Genomic DNA, 15,652 nt, shown 5'->3' with positions numbered 1-15,652 from the left:
GCTGAACGGTTCCGAACGAGCCGGTGTGTGGCTTAGCCGGTGCCGGCGATCTGCTCGATCTGCGCAGCGGTCAGCGCAATCCAGGGCGAAGCATCCGGATCGTCGGATGCCGCAGCCGGGCTGTCTCCCTGCGTCCACCACTTCGCCTCGAACGGCACCCCGTCGTACAGGACCCGATCCCCCTCGTGGTAGACGGTATCGCCCGACCAATCCGGGTACGTCCCGGGCGGGAGCGTCGGCACGACGTAGGGGGTCTCGCCCGGAAGGACAGGACCCACGAGGTCCCAGGGACTCTCGGCGCCACTGACCATCGGGTCATCGGGAACGTCACCGCGGGTCCACCACTTCGCCTCGTACACCATGCCGTGCCACACGATCTTCGACCCAGCGAGGTAGCGCGTGTCAGGGTTCCAGATCGGATAGGGGCTGGTGGCCGGATCGTCCGTTGCCGAGGCGCTCGGCAACGGTACGGGTGTGTGGCTTCCAACGGTTCCCGTGTCGGTGAGGCCGTCTCCGAGTGTCACAGCGAAGCTCTCCTGGCCCTGATCGACGCCACTGCAGTAGTTGGACACGATCCGTACATCGGCGTAGTTGTCGCCACAGGTTCGGTCACGGTTCGCTGACCACATCGACAGGCGACCAAGACCGGCATCCAGGGCGAACTGATTGAGCTGAGCTGCGTCATCCATCGTGAAGACCTCATCGACGACGTCGTTCTGCCCGATCATGGGCGTTGCGCCGATGCGCGCCCACGCGGCCGCGGAGGTGAGCGGCTCATCCGTATCGCGGAGCATGTCGACGAGTTGGTTGCGAACGCCCGTGATCGCCGAGATCGCCGCGTCGCCCATCGTTCGACCCTCGAGGTCGACCCCGTAGTCCATTGTCATGGCGTTGATCCCGCCCAGCTGCACACCAGCGTCGATCACCTGCGCCGCCGCTGCCTCACCGGCGGCGTCAAGCCCCGAGGGGGTCACCGGGAGCGTCAACCAGACAGTGAGCGGATCATCCGCATCCCGCTCGCTCTGCAGGATGCGCAGGGCCTCAGCCCTGCGCGCCCCGACCTCGGCATCCTGTAACGCGTCGCCTTCGACGTCGAGATCGATGATCGTGAGGTCGTAGCGGTCGATGACGGCCTGGTAAGCAGCTGCCAACGACTCGGCATCCGGACACGCTGCCGCAAGCTCGGTGTTGTCTCGCCCGCCGAAGCTCACGACGACGTCACCACCCCGCTGCCTGAGACGGGCGATGCGGCGGTCGAGGTCGAGGTCTCGGGCAGCCTGATCCAGCGAATAGGCGCCACCCCACGACGGCTCGCACGCGCTCTCGTCGGCAGCGACGACAAAGCCCAGGACGACGTCCTCGTCAGCGGCCGACGTCGGCGACTCAAACGCGTAGGCGGGAGTCAGGGTCGTATCGACGTACGCCGCGAACCACGGCTGGTTCGGGTCGATGACGACCCGATCGGTGACGGTGTGGAACCCGAACCAGACGGCAACGCCGGCAGCCGCGGCGATGAGGATGCCGAGCATGACGCGCCACGGCGACAGACGCTTTCCGGCGTGCGGACCGTTCGCCCGCCGCTCGTGAGCGCTGCTCGCCGTCCCGCCGGTCACCACCCTCGACCTCGGCCACGCACCGGGCGCGACACGGGAGCATTGGGTGAGAGCGGGACCTCGTTGCGAAGCGGCATCCGTCCCGGCGGTACGCCGACCGGAACAGCGTCGGATGCCGGCCGCGCGGCGGTCTGGTCCGGGGCAGGCCACTCGCCCGGCGCGGGGGCGGGGGCCCATCCAGCCGGGGGCACTCGATCGGTGACCATTTCCGGCGCATAGAGGTCGGGCTGACCTTGGCTCTGCCACCCCGGGTCGACCTCGTGCGCGGCCTGCGGCGGGGTGACGGGGTAAGGATAGGACGACGGGTACTGCGGTGACTCGATGTGACCCTGCCATGCTGGAAGCGGCACGGGGGTCACGGGCACACCGGTCCCGCGAGCCGCATACTGCGACGGCTTGTACCACGGGGGCTGATGCGATGCCTCCGGAGACTGCAGGGCGGGAGCGGGTCTGGGATAAACCTGTCCCGGTGCTGCGGGGGCCGCCTGCTCCCGGCGTGGATACACGGGCTGCGGCGGACCGGCCTGCCAGGGCTGAGGCTCAGGAGCAGCCTGCGCGAAGATGTACTGCTGCGCGACCGGCTGAGCCGTGGGAGCGACCGGACGCAGCGGCTGCGAGGCGTGGTTCCACGCCGGAAGACCCGCCTCAGAAGGCGCGGACTCTGCCGGCGGAAAGACCTGGACCGCGCGCTCGGCGGTGCTTGCAGGCGACCACCCGCCGCCAGCGACGTCGATCGGGTGGTCAGCAGCGTCGCCGAAGTCATCCCACTCGGCCGAGACGACACGGCCTCCCGGGCCCGGCATCCACAGGTCCGGAACAAGTTCCATACCGTAGGCGGGCGCGATGGCATACGTGGGGCGGAAGACGTCGTCCTGCGCGACCTGCTCGGGCTCGGCGACCAGCACGGGCTCGGACGCCGACTCGGCCCGAACAGCGACGAGCACAGGCGCGGACTCGGGCACCGCGACCAGTTCAGGTTCGGGCGCCAACTCGGGCTCGGGCAGTAGCTCATCGCGATGCGCCGGGGCGGCTGCCGGCACCGTTTCGGGTTCCGGCTCGGCAGCCGCCTCGGCTCCGGCGACCTCGGGTCGGGTCGCCGACACCGGATCGGCGCCCGGTGAGTCATTGGCGGCGAGCAGGGCGATGGCCGGTTGCCCGGGTTCGGCGAGGGCGGGCCGCTCGAGAGTCCCGAGTTCGAGCATCGCCGGGCGCGCCGGGATGGTCGGGGGAGGCAGGTACGCAGGGGCGGTTTCTCCCGCAGCCGGATGCCCGTGGTACAGCGCAGCCCGCCAATCCGTCTGCGTGCGCTCCCCCGCCGTCGCGCGCGAGCGCTTCTTCGGGGTCGCGTCCACCCACATCCAGTCGGTAAGTCCGAGCCAGGTGTCGGCGATCGACGCCAGGATGCCGATGTTCTCCACGATCGCCCAGGCCGCGAGCGTCGCATTGAATGCGGCGAAGGCCGCCGTGCCCCAGTTCTCGTGCAGGATGTTCCACCACGCGGTGAACACCGAGAAGATGACGATCGCGTAGGGGGCGACAACGTAGAGCAGTTGCGTGGCGGTGCGGTTGCGCACCTTCGGCGTGCGGGCGAACGGGATCTTCTTGCCGGTGAGCGCCTGCTCGATCGACTTGAGGACGCCCGCGAGGTTGACAGGCAGCAGGATCAGGTTGAACCCGTAGATTCGGAAGATATCGATCGTGCGATAACCCGAGTAGCGCAGGTCGCTGGCCTGTGACACGAAATAGGGAAGGGCCGCGAACACGACCAACGGGCTCAGCAGCCGACTGTCGAACGGATAGGTCAGCAGCATGATCAGACCGAAGGATGCCCACGCCAGCGACGCCATGTAGTTGGTGCGCAGCATCCACTCGGCGATCGTGATCGGCCGGTGAGACTTGCGCCGCCGCTGCGCATACTTCAAGAACTTGGGCATGATCAGCAGACCGCCGTTGGCCCACCGGCGACGCTGCACGACGAGCGACCCGAAGTCAGGCGGGGTGGCGCTGTAGCTCAGTCGCTCGGGGTAGTTGACCAGCGACCACCCCTGATCGGCGAGGTCGATGCTCGACTCGGTGTCTTCGATGACGGTGCGGTCCTGCACGTACCGCCGCACCTCGTAGCCGTTCACCGTCTCGACCTGCACGATGTCTTCGAGTGCGCGGCGACGGATGACGGCGTTGGCGCCCACCCAGAAGGTTGCCTCGTGCGCCGACATCCCCTGGTGGAGGATGTGCTGGATGTCGGTGGTGGCGCCCGCGAGCCGCTCGATGCGGGTCGGGGCGCCGCGGAACGACGAGTAGGGCGTCTGTGTCACCGCGACGCGTTCGTTCTCGGGCTGCTCCAGGAAGTGCACGAGCCGCAGGCAGTAGTCGCGAAGCAGCAGCGAGTCGGCGTCGAGCGTGAGCAGGTAGGGGGTGTCGGGGATGACGATGTCGGCCTCGTCCGCGGGTCCGACCTTCACGAGCACGGTTCCCTCGTCGGTTGGGTGAGCGTGGTAGCGCCCGCCCAGCAGCCCGATGTACGCGTTGAGGTTCATGGCTTTGTTCGGCTCGTTCGACAGCGACGCATAGCGCTTGCGCTCGAAAGTCGTCGCTTCGACCGAGAAGATCCGCACGAGCCGGCGGTGGAGTTCGAGCAGTCTCTCTCCGGCAGGGGCGGCGTCGGCATCCATCGCAGCCTGCAGGGCCTGCGCCGTCGCTTCCAGGTCCTCGGCAAGGCCTCCGAGCACCTGGTCGATGAAGAACGTGTCGACGTGGTCTTCGTGCGGCCACTCGTCACCGACGGCGCGCAGCCATGCCACCGCGGCGACGTACTCGTCGCGGAGAGTCTCGACGGCATCCGGCGCGACGGTGCCGCCCAGCAACCACTCGTTCTCGTACGCCAGCAGCGCTGCGGTGAACCGCTCGCCAGGCTCGTTCAGAGCCGCCTCGATGTCGGATGCGATGCGGCGGGTCTCATCGAGTCGCTCGCGCACCACCGGGTCGGTAGGGAAGGGGCTGTCATCCAACAGCAGCACGACCCGCAGCGACGGGTACTCCTGCAACGCCGCAGACCACATCGTCTTGCGCACGACCGCCGGCTCTTCCGCGTACGACGGGATCAGGACCGTCAGGCCGTCCTGATGCCCCTCGGCGAAGTGGCGATCGAGCTCCCCGCGCGGCGCGCGCACGTGGTCGCGGAATCGACGGAGTGCTCCTTCTCTCGCGACGAGGTACATGAGGGCCGAGAAGGTGAGGAAGGTGACGACTGCCGCATAGAGGATCGCCTCGAGGGTGCGGAAGACCCCCTCGTTCGCGAACAGCTGCGGCAGGATCGTGAAGATCATGTAGCCGACCCAGGCAGCGATCGTCGCACCGATGGCGATCCGCGCCCACACCACCTTGGCCGCAGACGGGCGCGCATGCACCGTCGAGAGCGGCGTCCGCCGCTTCTCGGAACCCCACTGCGGCCGTCGCGTCGACGGCAACGCTGTGCGCGTGCTCATGCCTGTGCTTCCATCCTTGTCCGTCGGGTCGGACGCCTTTGACAGCAAATGCGGGGGCCGTTGACGGAGTCTGTTCACCATCTGGTCCCGCACGGCGACGCTATCGCGCGTTACCGTAAACTCGCAGGTTCATGGGGTGATCCTCGGCTGCGCGGCAGGTTCCTTGAGGTAACGCTGAGCCAGACTTGAGGTTGTCGCGGCGGTAGGCTCACGGCATGTCCGACACCTCCGCCGCAACACCGTCGTCGCGGACCGCTGTCGTCGCCGTCGCACTCGACCTGTTCGACCGGAACGGCTTCGACGCGACATCCGTGGAGCAGATCGCCCAGGCTGCCGGCAGCTCCCGATCGACGTTCTTCCGCCAGTTCGGCGGCAAGGACGACGTCGTGTTCGCTGACCACGAGCTCCTGCTCGCCCAGCTGCGCGAGAACCTGTCTCACCCGCACGAGAACCCCTGGGTGGCGGTATGCGATGCGGCGGTCACGGTGTTCGAACACTTCGCAGCCGACCCCGACCTCGCGCGGCGCCGCTACTCCGTGGTGCGCAAGGTGCCGGCACTTCGCGAGCGCGAGATCGTCACGGTGTTCCGCTACGAGCGACTCTTCGACGAGTACCTGCGCGGCGCTTTGCCGGGCCTTGATCCGATCGATGCCGTCGGCTTCGCCGCATCCGTCGCCGCCGTCCACAACCACGTGCTGCGACAGCTCTTGCGCGACCGGGAACCGGTGCCGGTGTCGGTGCTGCGCGCCGCCCTCGATGACCTCCTGCGCAAGTTCGGCGTGCACCCCGAGCCCGAGCATCCGGATCCTGATGACGTCGTGGTGGCGGTCTTCCCCAAGCGGATGCCGCTGGCCGAAGTCACCCGCCGCCTGCACACCTCCCTCGACCTCTAACCTGAGGCGCCGGGGCGGGGCGCTCGCTGACCCGTCGGCCCAGGTTTCGGTCGCGCCGTTGTGCGGAGTTCCCCAGCGGGTAACGACACCATGGCGCGACCGAACGATGAAGCTCTCCGTTCGGTCGCGCCCTGTTGCGGGTGCCCGCGCGCAGAACCCGCACCACGGCGCGACCGAAACAGAGATCGGCTGACATCTAGCTGTTGCTGGCCATAACGTTGTGGTCACGTAGGAAGGTCGCGGCAGGACGCTCCGCCTCTGCGCGCGTCATCTCGGATTGGCTACAGGTACCTGCAGACCTCGTCGGCGTTGCAGGTCTCGGGTTCGGGTTCTGCGGCTGCGTCGCGGAGGGCGGCAACGTTGTCGCGGAGGGAGACGAGATCCGAGATCTGGCGCTCAATGTCCTTCAGACGAACGTCTAGGAGGTCCCGGACGTGGCCGCAGGGAATCTCGCCTCCATCGCGGATGTCGAGGATCTGTTTGATCTGCGCGAGGGTAAGTCCGGCAGCCTGGCCGCGGTGGATGAAGTCGATCCGAGTCGCTGCTTCCGGATCGTAGTCGCGGTATCCCGACGCGGTGCGCTCGGCCGCGGGAAGCAGGCCCTGCTCCTCGTAGAACCGCAGGGTCTTGGCGGTGGTGCCGGCCGCCTCGGCGAGTTCGCCGATCCTCATCTGGGTCTCCGATGTGTCACAGGTCGCACTTGACCTTCCCCCGTACTGGAAGGTCCATTGTGGCTGCATCAAGAGCAATTCTCAAGACTCAGGGGAGGAATCGGGATGCAGTCCAGGTACGACCTTGCGATCATCGGATCGGGTGGCGCCGCGTTCGCCGCCGCCATCCGCGCGACCACGCTCGGCAAGTCGGTGGTGATGATCGAGCGCGGCACTTTCGGCGGCACGTGCGTGAACACCGGCTGCGTGCCGTCGAAGGCGCTCATCGCCGCCGCTGAGGCCCGCCAGACCGCTGCCGAGGCGGGCAACCGTTTCCCGGGGATCGCCACCACAGCGGACGACGTGGACATGCCCGCGCTGATCAGCAGCAAGCAGGACCTCGTCGAGGAACTTCGGGGTGAGAAGTACGTCGACGTCGCCGACGCCTACGGCTGGCAGATCCGCCACGGCGACGCTGCGTTCGCCGGCACGCCAGAAGCGCCCGTTCTTGAGGTCACCGCGACTGACGGTGCGGTCGAGACGATCGACGCTGATCACTACCTGGTCGCCACCGGCGCCAGCGCATGGGCCCCACCGATCGACGGTCTTGAGGAGGCCGGCTACCTGACCTCGACCACGGCGATGGAGTTGACCAAGGTTCCCGACTCGCTGCTGGTGCTCGGCGGCGGCTACGTCGCCTTGGAGCAGGCCCAACTGTTCGCCCGGCTCGGGTCGAACGTCACCCTGCTGGTTCGTTCCCGGCTGGCGTCGAAGGAGGAGCCGGAGGTATCCAAGGCGCTGCAGGAGGTCTTCGCCGACGAGGGCATCCGCGTGGTCCGCCGTGCGGTCCCGACCCACGTTGCCCGTGACGACGTCAGGGGCCAGGTTGTTGTCACCGCTGACATCTCCGGCGGCGAGCAGGAATTCCACGCCGAACAGGTCCTCGTCGCCCTCGGCCGCCGACCGGTCACCGATGGGCTGAACCTCGATGCGGTGGAGGTGAAGACCGGCGACACGGGCGAGATCGTGGTCACCGACCAACTGCAGTCCTCCAACCCCCGGATCTGGGCAGCCGGCGACGTGACCGGGCACCCCGAGTTCGTCTACGTCGCCGCCCACCACGGCAACATGGTCGCCGAGAACACGTTCGCTGGCGCTGAGCGGTCGGTGGACCACAGCCGGCTGCCGCGGGTGACCTTCACCAGTCCGGCGATCGGCGCGGTCGGGATGACCGAGGCCCAGGTGCTCGCTGCCGGGATCCGCTGCGACTGCCGCGTCCTGCCGCTGGACTACGTGCCCCGGGCGCTGGTCAACCGCGACACCCGCGGCTTCATCAAGATCGTCGCCAACGCTGAGACCGGCGAGATCCTCGGCCTCACCGCCGTCGCCAAAGACGCCGGCGAGCTCGCCGCCGCCGGTGTCCACATCCTCGGCAAGACCGTCACCGAGGTCGCCGACGCATGGGCGCCCTACCTGACCATGACCGAAGGCATCCGGATCGCCGCCAAGGCCTTCACCACCGACATCTCCAAGCTGTCCTGCTGCGCGTGACCCGCAGCCGACAGCCTCCACCCGACTCATGAAGAAGGTACCGCCATGTCGGAGCTCACGACGCAACTGCCCGAACGACTCAACAACACCGAAGAGACCGGCCTTGACGCCGTCCTATCGATCCCGCTGCTGCGGCTGATCGTCGAGGGCGGCCCGGTCACCGTCGAGCAGTTCGCCGCGGCCGCCGGCCGTCCGGTCGACGACGTACGCACGGGTCTGGCCGTGGTGCCGGACACCGAGTACGACGACCAGGGCCGCATCATCGGCCAGGGCCTCACCCTGCGCCCCACCCCTCACCGGTTCACCGTGGCCGGTGAGGAGCTCTACACCTGGTGCGCCCTGGACACCCTGATCTTTCCGACCCTGCTCGAGCGCGCGGCGAGCGTGGAGTCGGTCTCCCCGACCAGCGGCGAGCCGATCCGGGTCACCATCGACCCCGTCGCCGGCGTCACCAGCGTCGAACCCGCCACCGCGGTGGTGTCGCTGGTCAACCCCGACCAGATCACCTCGATCCGGTCCTCCTTCTGCAACCAGGTCCACTACTTCACCTCCGATGAGGACGCCGCGGGCTGGCTGGCCGAGCACCCCCGCGCCGAGGTCGTGCCCGTGGCCGTTGCCTATCGGATCGGTACCGACCTCACGACCGGCTTCCTCAACCAGTTCCAGGCCAACGCGGCAGTGGCCGACGACGGCCACTGCCGCTGCTGACCAAGAACACCGAAGGGAACTCCACTCCGATGAAGTCCACCACGACGACCAACCGGGAGGCAGCGGCCTGCTCCTCGGAGCCGGGGCCGCGCTGCTCATGGTCGCCTGCTGCGCCCTACTTCCCTTGCTCCTCGCCGGTGGTCTGCTGGCCAGTGTCGGCGGGTTCCTCGGCAACCCCTGGGTGATCGGCACCGGCATCGCCGTCCTGGTGCTCGCGGTCCTCGCGACCACGCGGCGCCGCAGCGGCGGCAACAACGCCAGGCATGGCTGTTGCCCGCCTGTGAACTCCACCCACCCCAGCGACACGAAGGACGACCAGAACCGATGACGCTTACCCGCACCCGCCGCGCGACCCTCTCGGTCGCCGGCCTCCTGCTTGCAGGCTCCCTGGCTCTGACCGCCTGCGGAAACACCGACGCCACACCAGCCGCAGATGCGGGCACGCCAGCGGCGGTTACTAGCATCGACGGCCAGATGGTCAGCCTGCCCGCCAGCGGGAAGCCGACCGCGGTGTTCTTCTTCTCCGTCGGCTGCGGCGAATGCGTTGAAGGCGTCCGCTCCCTCGGCGAGGCCGCCACCGCTGCCGAGAAGTCGGGTGCTGGGGCGAGCTTCCTCGCCGTCGACATGGACCCCGGCGAGTCCAAGGAGACCATCGAGGGATTCATGGAGTACGTCGACGCCGAACACGTCCCGGCCGCCATAGACAAGGGTGCCGCCTTGTCCCAGCGATTCGACGTTGCCGCCCTGTCCACCCTCATCGTCATCGACGGCGACGGCAAGGTGACCTTCCGTGCCACCGAGCCCGACGCGAAGAAGGTCACCGCCGAACTCGTCAAGGCCGGAGCCTGATCCATGGGCGGATTGCTCAGCCTCGCCTTCGCCGCCGGCATGGTGGCGCCGGTCAACCCATGCGGGTTCGCGCTGCTGCCGGCCTGGATCAGCCAGACCCTCGGCGACGCTGACGCCTCGCCCGTCCCGGTGCGGCTGCTGAGGGCCCTGCGGTCCGGAATCGCACTGGCGATCGGGTTCGCCGGCACCCTCGCGGCTGCGGGCCTGCTGGTGAGCGCCGGGGCTCGGGGCCTGATCCAGGCAGCGCCCAAACTCGGTCTCGCCGTAGGCGTCCTACTGGTGCTCCTCGGCCTGTGGATGCTGGCCGGCCGTTCGATCTCCGTGCGGTTGCCCCGGATCACCGGCCGAGCAACCGAAGGCCTCCCGCCAACCGCCCGGATGCTGGTCTTCGGGATCGGCTACGCCCTCGCCTCCCTGTCGTGCACCTTCGGAGTGATCCTTGCTGTCATCGCCCAGGCACAGGCCACCGCCAGCTACGCGGGGCTGCTGCTGGTCTTCGGTGTCTACGCCGCCGGCTCAGCCAGCATCCTGCTGCTGCTCGCACTCGCGACCACCGCCGCGGGTACCGGCCTAACCCGCCACGTCGCACGCCTCGGGAGTTATGGCCCCCGGATCACCGGCGCCGTCTTGCTGCTCACCGGCGTCTACCTCGCGTGGTACTGGTGGCCCGCCGCCACCGCCGACAACAACCTCGTCGCGACCGGCCGTGCCGGCGGTGTCGCCAGGCTCTCAACGACCCTGTCCGGCTGGGTTCAGGCTCACACGGCGCCGATCGCGGCGCTCGCGGTCATCTCCCTCCTCGTAGTACTCGCCCTTGGCGCCGCCCATAGGCGGCGTCGAGCCAGTTCCGAATCGCCGGAGGCCTGCTGCGACACCACGAACGTCGGCCTCGGCGTGTCAGGCGGCGACCACGAGGGTCAGTAGCCGACGGCTGAATGGGGGGCTTGGTCCGGGACTCAGCGACTCGACTGGAACATTCTTCGAAGGACGTGCATGACTCACCGCAACTCGCCACTGTCAGTCGAGGGACGTCGGCGGCTGGTCGAGCGTTGCAAGACCCGGCCGATCGCTCACGTGGCAGCTGAGATGGGAATCTCCCGCGCTACCGCGTCAAAGTGGGTCCATCGCCATCGTGAGTTCGGTGAGGTCGGTCTGCTCGACCGCTCATCGACGCCTAAGCAATCCCCGACAGCCGCCCCCAACGTCGTTGTTCGCGAAGTCGAACGCATGCGGCGCGAGCACAAGTGGTCAGCGGCTCGGATCACGTTCGAGCTCGAACAGGTCGGCATTCAGATCAGTCGGCGCACGGTGAGTCGCATCCTCACCGACCTGCAGCTCAACCGGCGCCGCTTCATCGACCCGACCGGGGAAAGTAACCGCGAAGCGAGGAAGATTGTCGCTCGGTGCCCCGGCCACATGGTTCACCTGGACGTCAAGAAGGTCGGCCGAATCCCCGATGGCGGCGGATGGCGGGCTCATGGCAAGGACAGCCCGGAAGCTCGCGCCGTCGCGCGGACGAAAACCCGCGGCACGCGAGCCGGCTACGTCTACCTCCACTCAGCGATTGACGGCTACTCACGCCTCGCGTACACCGAGGCTTTGCCGAACGAGCAGGCCGCGACGGCCGTTGCGTTCCTCGCGCGAGCGCGGGCATGGTTCGCGGCTCATGGCATCACGCACATCGAACGGATCGTGACCGACAACGGATCCTGTTACCGCGCCTCAGCGTTCGCCGATGCACTGGCCGGGTCGCGGCACCAACGGATCACGCCCTACACGCCCCGCCACAACGGAAAGATCGAGCGGTACAACCGGATCCTTGCCGAAGAGTTCCTCTATGCACGGACATGGACCTCAGAAGACGAACGCGCCAACGCCCTCGAGCGCTGGAACCTGCACTACAACTACCACCGCCCGCACGGTGCCGCGGACGGTCAGCCGCCGGCCACGCTCGTGCCAATTCGCGTCAACAACCTCCTGGCCTCATACATCTAGCGCAGCGGATGCCGGGCGCAGCGGATGCGAACAGCGATGGATGCCGGAACGGGACGCGCCGGGGGTGGCAGACTGGCGGCATGGCGGCGCACGCAACGGTCGTGGGCAGCGGACCGAACGGACTGACCGCTGCGGCGGTCCTCGCCCGGGCGGGACTGCGGGTGCGAGTCCTCGAGGCTGCCGACACGATCGGCGGAGGACTGCGCACCGAGGCGCTGACCCTGCCCGGGTTCCGGCACGACGTCTGTTCGGCCGTGCACCCCGCGGCACTCACCTCACCGGTCTTTCGGGCGCTGGGCCTGGACCGGGCGGTCTCGTGGCTGGTTCCGGATGCCTCCTACGCACATCCGCTCGATGATGCGCCCGCAGCAATCGCCTGGCGCGATGCAGGCCGCACTGCCGACGATCTCGGCCCCGACGGCCGCGCCTGGCTCGCGATGACGCGACCTCTAGCACGCCACATCAATGAGCTCGTCACGTTCACGGGCGATCAGCTGATACGGATGCCGCGGCATCCGCTCACGGCTGTGCGGTACGGCTTGCGGGTGCTCGAGCAGGGAACGGGCCTCGGCGCGGCGAGCTTCCGCACACCGCGGGCCGCAGCGCTGCTGGCGGGAGCGATGGCTCACGCGAACACCTGGATGCCGTCCCTGGCGTCGGCAGCGGCGGGTCTGTTGCTTACGGCGCAGGCCCACGCCGGCGGGTGGCCCGTTCCGCACGGAGGCGCCCAGACGATCGCCGAGGCCCTCGCCGCCGACATCCGGGCTCACGGGGGCGTGATCGAGACCGGAGTGCGCGTCGCGTCGCTCGATGACCTGGACTGGGGTGATCCGGCGGCCGGCGATCTGCTCATCCTCGACACCTCTCCGCGGCTGCTTCTGACGGCATCCGCGTTGCCGACCGCGTATGCGAGGGCCGTGCGTCATTACCGGTATGGACCCGGCGTCATGAAGGTGGATGTAGCGCTGGCAGGGCCTATCCCCTGGCGCGACCCGAACGTGGGGCGTGCGCCGACGGTGCACCTGGGCGGAACGCGGGAGGAGATCATCGCCGCCGAGCGCGAGGTCAACCGTGGCCGCATCCCCGCGCGCCCCTACGTGCTCGCGGTGCAGCCGTCGGTGATCGACCCGACGCGCGCTCCCGCCGGCAAGGCGGTCCTGTGGGCGTACACCCACGTCCCGCTCGACTCCCCCACGGATGCCACGGATGCCGTTCTCGCGCAAGTGGAGCGCTTCGCGCCGGGCGTGCGGGATCTGATACTTGCGGTGCATTCGTCGACAGCAGTGACCCGTGCGCACACCAACCCTGCCGAGATCGGCGGCGATATCTCGGGCGGCGCGTTCACGCTGGCCCAGGCGATACGCAGACCCGTCGTGTCGCGGCATCCGTGGCGTACCCCGCTGCCGGGGGTGTATCTCGCCTCATCATCGACCCCGCCGGGCCCAGGTGTGCACGGGATGAGCGGCTGGCACGCTGCCCGCACGGCGCTCGGCGACGCGGCAGGGCTGCCGGTGACGCTGGATGACGTGTTCGGCGACGACTGACGGCGAAAGGGCGGCCCGAGGCCCCTGCGCGATTCTCGCCGCCGCGTCAAGACCGTGCATCCGGACCCGTGCGACAGCTACGGTCGAGCCATGGGATTGTTCGGCATCGGCTCCTCCAAAGACAGCAACAGCGCCCTGGCGGTTCCCGACGACGGCATCGTTCCGCCCAGCAAGCTGTGGGGCGACAAGTTCGGGATGCTGGCAACGCGGGGACTGCAGATCATCGTCGTCGTCGCCCTCGCGGCCGGCATCATTTGGGGACTCCGACAGATCACGCTGGTGGTCATCCCGGTGCTGCTCGCGTTGATCTTCGCGTCGGCGTTCGCGCCGGTGATGAGTTGGATGCGCCGTCGCGGCGTGCCCTCGATCCTCGCGACCCTCATCGCGCTGCTCACGATCGTGCTGATCCTCGGCGGTGTCGGCTGGCTCATCGTCTGGGCGGTTCGCGATCAGTGGGATTCGCTCTATAGCCAGGCGGAGGCCGGTGCCCAGCAGCTCTGGCAGTGGGTGCAGACGCTGCCGTTCGGGATCGATCAGCAGCAGATCGACGACTGGATCTCGTCGATTCAGGACTTCATCACGAGTGCCCAGTTCGGCACTGGGGCCATCGCCGGCGTCAGCGTCGTGGCTAACTTCGCGACCGGTTTCGTCCTGCTGGTCGTCGTGCTCTTCTTCTTCTTGAAGGACGGCCAGCGGATGTGGGAGTTTCTGCTCCGCCCGTTCCGCGGTTCCGCCGAAGCGCGGGCTCGCCGCATCGGCGACAAGACGGTGTCGACCCTCGGCGCCTACGTCCGAGGTACCGCGTCAGTCGCGTTCGTCGACGCGGTCGGGATCGGCATCGGCCTGTGGATCCTCGGCGTCCCGCTCGCCCTCCCCCTGGCGGTCTTGGTCTTCCTCCTCGCCTTCATCCCGATCGTCGGGGCGACCCTCGCAGGGATCCTGGCAGCGCTCGTCGCACTCGTCGCCAACGGCTGGGTCAACGCGCTGTTCGTCGTCGGTCTGATCGTGCTCGTCAACCAGCTGGAAGGAAACTTCCTGCAACCGGTGCTGATGGGGCGCTCGATGAAGCTGCATTCGTTCGTCATCCTGATCGCCCTGACGGTCGGCACCGTGCTCGGCGGAATCGTCGGCGCAGTCCTCGCCGTGCCGATCACGGCAGTGGCGTGGGGAATCGTGCAGGTGTGGGACGGCCCGAACACCCCCGCCCGGTGGGCACGACGCAAGAGCACCGAACCGGCGCCGTCCTGACGCCCGGGCTGGACAGCTACCCCCGACAGACAGGATGCTGACCGCATGCGCTATGCGATTCCCGAGCCGATGCTCGCGAAGTCCGTCGACCGCATCCCCGCGCCTGATGCGGTCGCCGGCGGTCTGAGCTTCGAACCGAAGTGGGACGGCTTCCGCGCGCTCGTGTCGTGGGACGGGACAGATGTCGAGATCGGCAGCCGCGGTGCGAAGCCGCTCACGCGCTACTTTCCCGAGCTCGTCGAGGCGTTTGCGCGGCTCCTTCCCGAACCGTGCCTGCTCGACGGCGAGATCGTGATCGCGCTGGGCGAGCCGGGCTCTCAGCGCCTGGACTGGGACGCGCTGACGCAGCGCATCCACCCCGCCGACTCGCGGGTGCGGATGCTGAGCGAGCAGACCCCCGCGATGTTCATCGCATTCGACATCCTGGCGCGCGGGAAGCGCGATCTGGCGAGCGAGCCGTTCCAGGCCCGGCGGGCTGAGCTCCTCGACCTGCTGCGCGACGTGCCGCATCCGGTGCACGTCACGCGCACGACTGACGACCCCGACCGGGCTGCTCGGTGGCTCGATGAATTCGAGGGGGCGGGCCTTGACGGTGTGGTCGCCAAGCCCCTCGCCCAGCCCTATGCGCCGGGCAAGCGGACGATGTTCAAGATCAAGCACGCGCGCACGGCGGATGTCGTCGCGCTCGGCTACCGGGTGCACAAGAGCGGGAGCGGGGTCGGCTCACTGCTTGTCGGTCTCTATACCGACGAGGGTCAGCTCGTCCAGGTCGGCGGGGTGGCAGCGTGGTCGGACAAGCGCAGACGGGAGCTCGTCGACGAGCTCGAACCGTTCGTCGAGCGCGACGAGGCCGGCGCCGCAGTGACCGGCGAGGGGGAGCGGTCTCGCTTTGCCTCGGGCAAGGATGTGTCGTTCGTGCAGCTGCGCCCCGAACTGGTGCTCGAGGTGCGCTACGACCAGCTCGAGAAGTGGCGTTTTCGCCACACCGTGCAGTTCGTGCGGTGGCGCGAGGATCGTGACCCGCGCTCGTGCACGTACGACCAACTCGAGACTGTCAGCGCGTACGACGTGGGCGCGGTGCTCGAAAGCTGACGGTCAGCGGCGCGGTTCGGCGCG

13 protein-coding genes are annotated in these 15,652 nt (G+C 68.4%); 10 read left to right on the top strand and 3 right to left on the bottom strand.

Translation table 11 applies throughout. The features are described from left to right. Positions 1-32: 32 nt before the first annotated feature. Both LL236_RS12255 and LL236_RS12250 read right to left on the bottom strand, forming a co-directional pair. Positions 33-1,613, bottom strand: a complete 1,581-nt coding sequence (locus tag LL236_RS12255) for a chitinase (RefSeq protein ID WP_228179127.1) — start codon at positions 1,611-1,613, stop codon at positions 33-35. Then, on the bottom strand, positions 1,610-5,098 hold the full coding sequence (locus tag LL236_RS12250) for a glycosyltransferase family 2 protein (RefSeq protein WP_228179126.1): 3,489 nt from the start codon (positions 5,096-5,098) through the stop codon (positions 1,610-1,612). Before LL236_RS12250 ends, LL236_RS12255 begins: the two co-directional genes overlap by 4 nt. 215 nt (positions 5,099-5,313) lie before the next feature. On the opposite strand from LL236_RS12250, the gene LL236_RS12245 reads away from it, so the two are divergent. Then, a complete protein-coding gene (locus LL236_RS12245) occupies positions 5,314-5,991 on the top strand; it encodes a TetR family transcriptional regulator (RefSeq protein ID WP_228179125.1) in 678 nt (225 codons plus the stop codon). A 281-nt stretch (positions 5,992-6,272) separates the two neighbouring features. On the opposite strand, the gene LL236_RS12240 is transcribed toward LL236_RS12245, so the two are convergent. Beyond that, positions 6,273-6,662 carry a heavy metal-responsive transcriptional regulator gene (locus LL236_RS12240; protein ID WP_040347802.1) on the bottom strand — a complete coding sequence of 130 codons (390 nt, stop codon included), beginning with the start codon at positions 6,660-6,662 and terminating at the stop codon, positions 6,273-6,275. Between the two features lie 105 nt (positions 6,663-6,767). Between LL236_RS12240 and merA the strand changes: the two genes are divergently transcribed. The 9 genes from merA to LL236_RS12195 all read left to right on the top strand — a co-directional run bounded on the left by merA (position 6,768) and on the right by LL236_RS12195 (position 15,628). Continuing rightward, a complete protein-coding gene (gene merA, locus LL236_RS12235) occupies positions 6,768-8,192 on the top strand; it encodes a mercury(II) reductase (protein ID WP_145950733.1) in 1,425 nt (474 codons plus the stop codon). Between the two features lie 45 nt (positions 8,193-8,237). Continuing rightward, on the top strand, positions 8,238-8,900 hold the full coding sequence (gene merB / locus LL236_RS12230; RefSeq protein WP_228179124.1) for an organomercurial lyase MerB: 663 nt from the start codon (positions 8,238-8,240) through the stop codon (positions 8,898-8,900). A gap of 124 nt (positions 8,901-9,024) precedes the next feature. Further along, complete coding sequence (locus tag LL236_RS12225) at positions 9,025-9,228, top strand: hypothetical protein (RefSeq protein ID WP_365126645.1); 204 nt, start codon at positions 9,025-9,027, stop codon at positions 9,226-9,228. Next, entirely contained in the window at positions 9,225-9,749 is a 525-nt protein-coding gene (locus LL236_RS12220; RefSeq protein ID WP_228179123.1) for a TlpA family protein disulfide reductase, read from the top strand. The genes LL236_RS12225 and LL236_RS12220 overlap by 4 nt, the downstream gene beginning before the upstream one ends. Positions 9,750-9,752: 3 nt before the next feature. Next, positions 9,753-10,673, top strand: coding sequence for a cytochrome c biogenesis CcdA family protein (locus LL236_RS12215; protein WP_058623030.1), 921 nt, complete (start codon positions 9,753-9,755; stop codon positions 10,671-10,673). A 69-nt stretch (positions 10,674-10,742) separates the two neighbouring features. After that, positions 10,743-11,744, top strand: a complete 1,002-nt coding sequence (locus tag LL236_RS12210) for an IS481 family transposase (RefSeq protein ID WP_228179122.1) — start codon at positions 10,743-10,745, stop codon at positions 11,742-11,744. An 80-nt stretch (positions 11,745-11,824) separates the two neighbouring features. Further along, positions 11,825-13,288 (top strand): phytoene desaturase family protein, encoded by a 1,464-nt coding sequence (locus LL236_RS12205; protein WP_228179121.1) that lies wholly within the window; start codon positions 11,825-11,827, stop codon positions 13,286-13,288. A 90-nt stretch (positions 13,289-13,378) separates the two neighbouring features. Next, a complete protein-coding gene (locus LL236_RS12200) occupies positions 13,379-14,536 on the top strand; it encodes an AI-2E family transporter (RefSeq protein ID WP_228179120.1) in 1,158 nt (385 codons plus the stop codon). Between the two features lie 45 nt (positions 14,537-14,581). Next, positions 14,582-15,628, top strand: coding sequence for an ATP-dependent DNA ligase (locus tag LL236_RS12195; RefSeq protein WP_228179119.1), 1,047 nt, complete (start codon positions 14,582-14,584; stop codon positions 15,626-15,628). Positions 15,629-15,652 lie beyond the last annotated feature (24 nt).

This window comes from Microbacterium schleiferi, assembly GCF_020781975.1.
In the GTDB taxonomy this organism is placed as follows: domain Bacteria; phylum Actinomycetota; class Actinomycetes; order Actinomycetales; family Microbacteriaceae; genus Microbacterium.
The sequence above is the reverse complement of the archived record's forward strand: the minus strand, read 5'-3'. Positions and strand labels throughout refer to the sequence as shown.